Origin of the sequence: Leucobacter sp. 7(1), assembly GCF_900163635.1 — a bacterium.
Classification (GTDB): Bacteria; Actinomycetota; Actinomycetes; order Actinomycetales; family Microbacteriaceae; genus Leucobacter.
Genome location: NZ_FUID01000047.1, coordinates 21,604 through 28,016 on the forward strand (window position 1 = coordinate 21,604; position 6,413 = coordinate 28,016).

General features: G+C 64.1%; 6 protein-coding genes. 1 reads left to right on the top strand and 5 read right to left on the bottom strand.

The genetic code is table 11. The features are described from left to right. Nucleotides 1-49: 49 nt before the first annotated feature. Nucleotides 50-754 (top strand): hypothetical protein, encoded by a 705-nt coding sequence (locus FM113_RS08920; RefSeq protein WP_087013764.1) that lies wholly within the window; start codon nt 50-52, stop codon nt 752-754. 170 nt (nt 755-924) lie between these two features. On the opposite strand, the gene FM113_RS08925 is transcribed toward FM113_RS08920, so the two are convergent. The 5 genes from FM113_RS08925 to FM113_RS08945 all read right to left on the bottom strand — a co-directional run bounded on the left by FM113_RS08925 (nt 925) and on the right by FM113_RS08945 (nt 6,315). Then, a protein-coding gene (locus FM113_RS08925) for an IS3 family transposase (RefSeq protein ID WP_087013768.1) occupies nt 925-2,177 on the bottom strand; the annotation gives its coding sequence in 2 pieces (ribosomal slippage) (nt 925-1,895 and nt 1,895-2,177; 1,254 coding nt in all). A gap of 48 nt (nt 2,178-2,225) precedes the next feature. Then, nucleotides 2,226-4,154 carry a glycosyltransferase gene (locus tag FM113_RS08930; protein ID WP_087013771.1) on the bottom strand — a complete coding sequence of 643 codons (1,929 nt, stop codon included), beginning with the start codon at nt 4,152-4,154 and terminating at the stop codon, nt 2,226-2,228. A 4-nt stretch (nt 4,155-4,158) separates the two neighbouring features. Continuing rightward, nucleotides 4,159-4,944, bottom strand: a complete 786-nt coding sequence (locus tag FM113_RS08935; protein ID WP_086990889.1) for a glycosyltransferase family 2 protein — start codon at nt 4,942-4,944, stop codon at nt 4,159-4,161. Next, on the bottom strand, nt 4,934-5,485 hold the full coding sequence (locus tag FM113_RS08940; RefSeq protein WP_159456872.1) for an FcoT family thioesterase: 552 nt from the start codon (nt 5,483-5,485) through the stop codon (nt 4,934-4,936). Before FM113_RS08940 ends, FM113_RS08935 begins: the two co-directional genes overlap by 11 nt. Continuing rightward, complete coding sequence (locus FM113_RS08945) at nt 5,482-6,315, bottom strand: TauD/TfdA family dioxygenase (protein ID WP_254908936.1); 834 nt, start codon at nt 6,313-6,315, stop codon at nt 5,482-5,484. Before FM113_RS08945 ends, FM113_RS08940 begins: the two co-directional genes overlap by 4 nt. Nucleotides 6,316-6,413 lie beyond the last annotated feature (98 nt).

Here is a 6,413-nt window from a genome sequence, read left to right on the forward strand (position 1 = left end):
CGCGGAGGAGGCCGAGGGGTATGGCGGCGCTGTCTGCCAGGATTGAGCCATGGAACCCCTGCGCTCTGAGCTGCGCGTCATCGAGGCCGCGGAAGCGCTCGCAAAAGCGCTCGGAAACGACCCGAACCACACAGTCGCGGCCGCCGCAATGGACACTGAGGGGCACATCCACACCTCCGTCAACGTGTATCACTTCACGGGCGGACCCTGTGCGGAACTCGTTGCGCTCGGCGTCGCCGCGGCGGCACAGGCCGGACCTCTCGTTGCGATGGCCGCCGCAGGCGATCGCTCCCGCGGCTTGATCCCGCCATGCGGCCGATGCCGCCAGGTCATGCTCGACCTTCACCCCGACCTGCTGGTCGCCGTTCCCGACGAGACTGGTCCTCAAATGCTGCCGATCGCCAAGCTCCTGCCGCATACATACTTCTTCCCTGACGCCAATGCCGAGCGCGTCCTGCGATTCAACAAGCGCCACTACGAACCTGTCGCGGCCGGCACCAAGACCTCATCCGTACGCTGGGACGAACTCCTGCCCACCGGACCCGTAATTCTCTACTTCGAAGACGACGGCCGACCGCCGCTCAGAGGCGAAGTCCTGGCGGTCAACAACTACCACCTAGACGAGCTGACTCCCGAGACACTGCGCCTGGATGACGGCGGTACCGTCGAGGGGTACATCCACGGTCTCCGCCAGCACTACCCGGCTATGCCCGACGACGCGCGCGTCGACGTCGTCGACTTCGCCCTGCGCTAAGACGCGCTGCCAGCTGGACGGAGCAGGAGGCGCTGGGTCTGTCGGAAAGTTTGTGTGTGAGGGGTTCGGCGTGATCGGTTCGGCTTCGGTCGGACGGGAAGATGAATCACGTCATGAGCACTGAATTGAAGTGACTCGCCCCGGCGTGTCTGGAGAGTGTTTTGCTGGTGTCAGCCGGCTTGTTCGACCGGTTCGTTGCGAGCGTAGTCGAGTTGTTCGACCTCGAGGGGCGTGAGGTCGTCGATGGAGCCGTGGGTGCGTTCGGTGTTGAACCACAGCACCCAGGAGGCAGTGGCGGCCTCGACTTGGTCGACGTCGCGCCAGGGCCCTTCGTGGTGGATCAGCTCGGACTTGTACAGGCCGATCTGCGACTCCGCGAGGGAGTTGTCGTACGCGTCGCCGACGGACCCGACGGACGGGTCGATGCCTTCGTCGATGAGCCGGTCGGTGAACGCGATCGACGTGTAGACGCTGCCCGCATCCGTGTGGTGCGTCAGTCCGGTGAACGCGGTGACGCCTTCACGTCGGCGCGCCCATAGCGCCATGTCGAGACAGTCCAGCACCAGCGGCGTCGTCATGCTCGTCGCGGCCCGCCATCCCAGGATGCGTCGGGAATGCGCGTCGAACACGAACGCGACGTACACCCATCCGGACCACGTCCACACGTACGTGAAGTCCGCGACCCACAGCTGGTTCGTGCGCAGCCGTGCGAAGTGGCGGTCAACGAGGTCGGCAGGTCTGGTCTGCCTCGGCTCCGTATCGACCGGACGCTTGCGTCTGCCGCGAACCACGCCAGCGATCCCCAACTCCCGCATGAGACGTTCGACCGTGCAGCGGGCGATGTCGTGCCCGTTGCGGCGCAACCGAAGCCACAGCTTGCGCGCGCCGAGGACCTTGCGTTGCTCCTGCCACGTGGCCAGGATGATCGGCTTCCACCGCTCATCCGACACCGCCCGAGGCGACTGGCCGCGCCCTCTGGCGTCGTAGTACGTCGATGGGGCGATCTTCACGCCATGCTGGGTCAGCACCGTGCAGATCGACTCGACACCCCATCGCAGCCCGCCGTCGGCGCGCTCCCTGTGCTCGTCGATGAAGACGACTATCTCTTGTGTGGCCGGTCGAGTTCGGCCGCGAAGAAAGCTGATGCTGCCTTCAAGATCTCGTTCGCACGACGAAGCTCGGCGTTCTCACGCTTTAGGCGCTTGATCTCCACCGCTGCGTCGGTCGTGACGCCAGGCCGGTCGCCGGCATCGACTTGCTGGCGGCGAATCCAGGTGCGGATCGTCTCGGGCGATCCCACACCGAGCATCTGCGCCACCGCGCTCATCGCCTGATACTCGCTCGGATAGTCGGATCGCACCTCGGCGACCATACGGACAGCGCGCTCACGAAGCTCACGCGGGTACTTACTGGGACGTCCCATGAGACAGATCCTTCCAAGGAATCCTGTCTCCGGACACGCCGGGGCGAGTCACCCGAGCCCTGTCCGAACCGCTTCGAGCAGATACAACACGGGGCCGGCAACGTACCCGAGTCGTTCGATCCACACCAGGGCATGCGGATAATCGCCAGGCCGCTGGCTGTTCTTCGCCGAATCCTTGGCGAGCAGCATCCTAAGGCCGGCTGGCAACGAGCGAAGCACTGCCACGATATGGCGCGGAGAGGTCGCGGCGAGGCGCGTCACGTTCGCGGCCATGCCGGTGCCGTACCCGAACAGCTGCGTGCGCAGCGCCGGCAACGTATCCCGGTGCTGATGCTTTACCAGGGCAGCTGGTTCGTAGCGCAATACCCTGCCTGCGAGGATCACCCTTCGGAACACGTCAAGGTCTTCGCCCCCACGTGTGAGCGATCCCGCTCCGAGGGTTTCAGCGAAACCGTGCTGCTCGACGAGGAACGCGCGAGGAAAAGCCATGTTGTTGCCAGATCCGAATTCGCCCGCAGCAATCGGATACACCGGACCCCGTCGACCCCGTTGCCATCCTGAGGCGGCAATGTTGCCGCGTCCCCATTCGTTGCGCGTCTCTCCCTTGTCGAATCCGATCGCCTCCTCGAACCAGCGTTCCTCATCGGTGGCAGTCGACATCGGTATCACCCGGCCGGTGACACCGCCCACGACCGGATCTGAAAAGGCCGACAGGAGCGCGTCGATCCACCCGGGTTGCGGGTGTGCATCATCGTCAGTGAACGCGACAACGCGACCCCGGGCCGCGGAGATGCCCCGGTTTCTTGCGAGCGAGAGTCCCTTGCGGGGCTCGGTCACGATCCGCAAGCGGGGGTCATGGAGTCCTTCGAGGGCGGAGTGAACCCGGCCGGAGCGAGGATCGTTATCGACGACGAGCACCTCGACTGCGGCCAGCGTGTGGGTCAGGATCGCCCGGACCGTTTCAGCCAGGGCGCGACTACGACCCAGGGTCGCGATGCACACGGTGACATCAACCCCGAGATGCGGGCTCCCCTCAAGGAGCGCCTGACGTCGATGCTGCCGCCGCGAGGTCGCGAACCCTGCTCCTGCCGCACAGACGGCGGCCAGGCGCACGAGGTTCCGGGGGAACGCTGAGCGGTCACCACCGACCATGCTCCGCACGTCCGCGAGAACCGCGCGTCTGACCGTGGTGAGGACGTGCGTTCGTTCGGCTCCCAGGCTTCGCGGACCGGAATCACGGGCTTGGAGCAGCGCTTTGGAGCGGCCTTCCCAGAAGCAGCGGCGCAGCATGTAGGAGACGCGTGCTCGCGCCTGGGGGACGAAGTGGCTCACCGTGATGCCCGCATCTCGGATGATCCGAGCATCCGGCATCTGGCGACGAAGCCGGATACCCAAGTCTGTTTCCTCACCGCCGACGGGGTGGGAGCCGATCCGGCCGAGCCCTTCAGCGAAGAGCCCGATGCCAGCGAACACCTCCCGGCGTATCGCCATACAAGCTCCGATCGGGTTGCGAACTTCTGACCCACTCGCGGCCATACCGGTGTAATCGCAGCCGACTACCCAGCCGAACTCGGGCGGGAACCACCGTGGGGCGCCAGTTGCACTCTCCCAATCTGGGAGCACAGCACCGGCGATGATTGCAGCGTTGGGGTCTTCGAACCGGGAAGCGAGCGCCTCGAACCAGCCCTCTTGCAGGATGGCGTCGTCGTCTACGAAGAGCAGGACCTCAGCGGTGCTGGCCGCGATCGCCGTGTTCCTCGCGCCGGAAAGCCCGCGCTGCCTCGTGTTCTCCATCAGGCGCACCTGTGGAGTGTGGCGGTAGCGTTTGCCAAGTGCCTGCGCATGTGCGACCGCGTGATCGACAACGATGGTGATCCTGCCTGCCTCAGGGAGTTCCTTGATAGCGGAGGCTACGCAGGCCTCCAGCAGGTGGCTGCGGTGCTCGGTGTATGTGCAGATGACGATCTCGAGGCGCATGGAACTACGAGAGGGGAAACTGACCGCGAACCGACAGCGGGGTGTCCGCTTGATGCATCGGGTCTACTGCGATCAGGCGTTCTTTCGCGGTGCGCCGCTCACGGATCAATGTGGCAAGCACTCGCTTCCCATCGCGCCAAGCGTTGAGGTTGCTGACACCGTGAATACGGGAGCGTTCATGGCTCGGAACCTCGGTGATCGGGACACCGGCGAGCGCGGCGCGGACATTGATGAGGGTTTCGATCTCGAACCCATCGCCCCACTGGGGTGCCCCGCCGACAGGTTCAGTGTCGGGGAGGTCGAGGAGCGGGAGCAGATCGCGGTTAAGGGCGTTGTATCCGTAGCAGAGGTCGGTGTAACGCACGCCGAACATCAGGTTTGTCAGCAGCGTCAACCCTACGTTGCCGGCGTTGCGGAGGTGAGTGATGTCGTCACTTCCCCCTCCCCGTGACGGGGTGCCTTTCGCGAACATAGCGCCGTCACTAATCGCTTGGACGAAGCGTGTGATCTCCGCGGGGTCAGCGGAGCCGTCCGCGTCGAACATGACGATGATGTCTCCGGTGGCGGCTGCGAAGCCGCACGCTACCGCGTTGCCTTTGCCATAACGGGTTTGCTCGATGACACGGGCGTCGGGCCTGAGTGAGCGGACGAGTTCGGTTGTGCGGTGAAACCTCGCCCCTTCCACGATGATGAGTTCGTATTGCGACGGAATCTCTGGGAGCACTTCCTCAAGGTTCTGCGCTTCATCCAGCGACGGGACGATGACGCTGACGGCGGCCTCAGGGGTCATGCTGGTCACCTGCTGCCGGAGCGTTGACGAGCGCGAGCGCAACCTCGCCTTTCGCGCGGCCCCCGTGGTCGTCCTCGAAACGGACGGTCGTGTCGAGGGTGAGCATGCCACGCGAGAGCGCACGGGTGCTGAGGTTCGTAATCGTGAACTCTGCACGGAGTCCTCGCGCGTCGATCGGTCGCTGATAGCTGCTGGAGAGCTTGTGGATGAGAACGTCGGGGAGCTGACGTGCCCAGTAGTCGTCGAGTGTCCAGTGCGAAAACGCGGGCAGAAGTGAATGCTGCACTGCGACCGCGAGGGTCGTGTACATGAGCTGGTTGTAGCAGATCACGAACTCCGCCGCGTTGAAGTGGCCGGTGTCGTCGATGTAGCAAGACTCGCCGATCTGGAACTGGCCATGGGAGGCGACCTGCCCCTCGTCGGAGCGGGTCACCTCCGCGCTAGTGAGATAGATGCATCCCTTGGCCCGGTACGGATTCACCGCACGATGGAACACGGGTTCGCGGTCATCGAGCCGCCCCGTCGAGAACCCGGTGGTCACAGTGCGCGAGCGTAGAGCGGCAGACCATCGAGTGCGGTGACCCGGTGTGACACCGTCGCGGCCGGAGTGGTCGTGTGCAGCGCACGATGGATCAGGGTGCGGTTGTCCCAGATCACGATGTCGCCGGGCTCGTAGGCGTGCTGGTAAATGTTCGGGTGCGCGAACTCCTGATCCAGCTGCCCGGTAGCATCGAATAGCTTGTCAAGTAGGTCAGGGTCGTCACTGCCATGAAGCTCGACAGTGAAACCCTCGCTGATGAAGAGAATCTTCTCACCTGTGACGGGATGCTCCATAACAGTCGGGAAGGTCACCGCGGGGGTGTGCTCCTCCACTTCGCGGATGATCTCACCCAGCGGGCGGTACACGTCGTCGGGACGGATCTTGAAGAATTTCCGCACACTATGCGAAGACGTGGTGCCTGCCGCGGCATCCTTCAGCTCCTGGGGGAGCGCCTCATACGCTTTCGCCATGTTAATGAAGAACGTCCCACGGTTCTTCGGCGGCAGTACCTTCGGGGAGAAGATCGTGAAAGCGAACGGCTGCGGCATGAACTGGTAGTCGGCATGCCAGAACTTCCCCGTCTTCGGCACGCCGATCTGCTTGCCGTCTTCGGGGATGTTTGAGGAGACGAAGATCTCCTCAAAGTCGGGGTGGTGGTACATCGGCTCGTGATAGCTGACGAGCTCGCCGAACATGTGGCCGAGCTTCACGAACTGCTCGGGGGTGATGTCGCCCTGATTCCTGAGTACGGCCACCTTGTCTCGGTAGATCGACTGCTTCAGACGGTCGATGTCCTCGGATGTCACGGTGTCGACGTTGAAATCCTTCACCACCACTCCCATGGTGTTGGGCTGACCCCGTTCGGTAGGTCCGGTGGTTGTGTGAGTCGTCCTGTTGCCCGGGGGTCCGGGCAGGGAGACTGGTCAGA

Bases quoted from the DNA above. Each gene is read 5' to 3' on its own strand.
- FM113_RS08920 (WP_087013764.1), top strand. From the start codon at position 50: ATGGAACCCCTGCGCTCTGAGCTGCGCGTCATCGAGGCCGCGGAAGCG.
- FM113_RS08930 (WP_087013771.1), bottom strand. From the start codon at position 4,154: ATGCGCCTCGAGATCGTCATCTGCACATACACCGAGCACCGCAGCCAC.
- FM113_RS08935 (WP_086990889.1), bottom strand. From the start codon at position 4,944: ATGACCCCTGAGGCCGCCGTCAGCGTCATCGTCCCGTCGCTGGATGAA.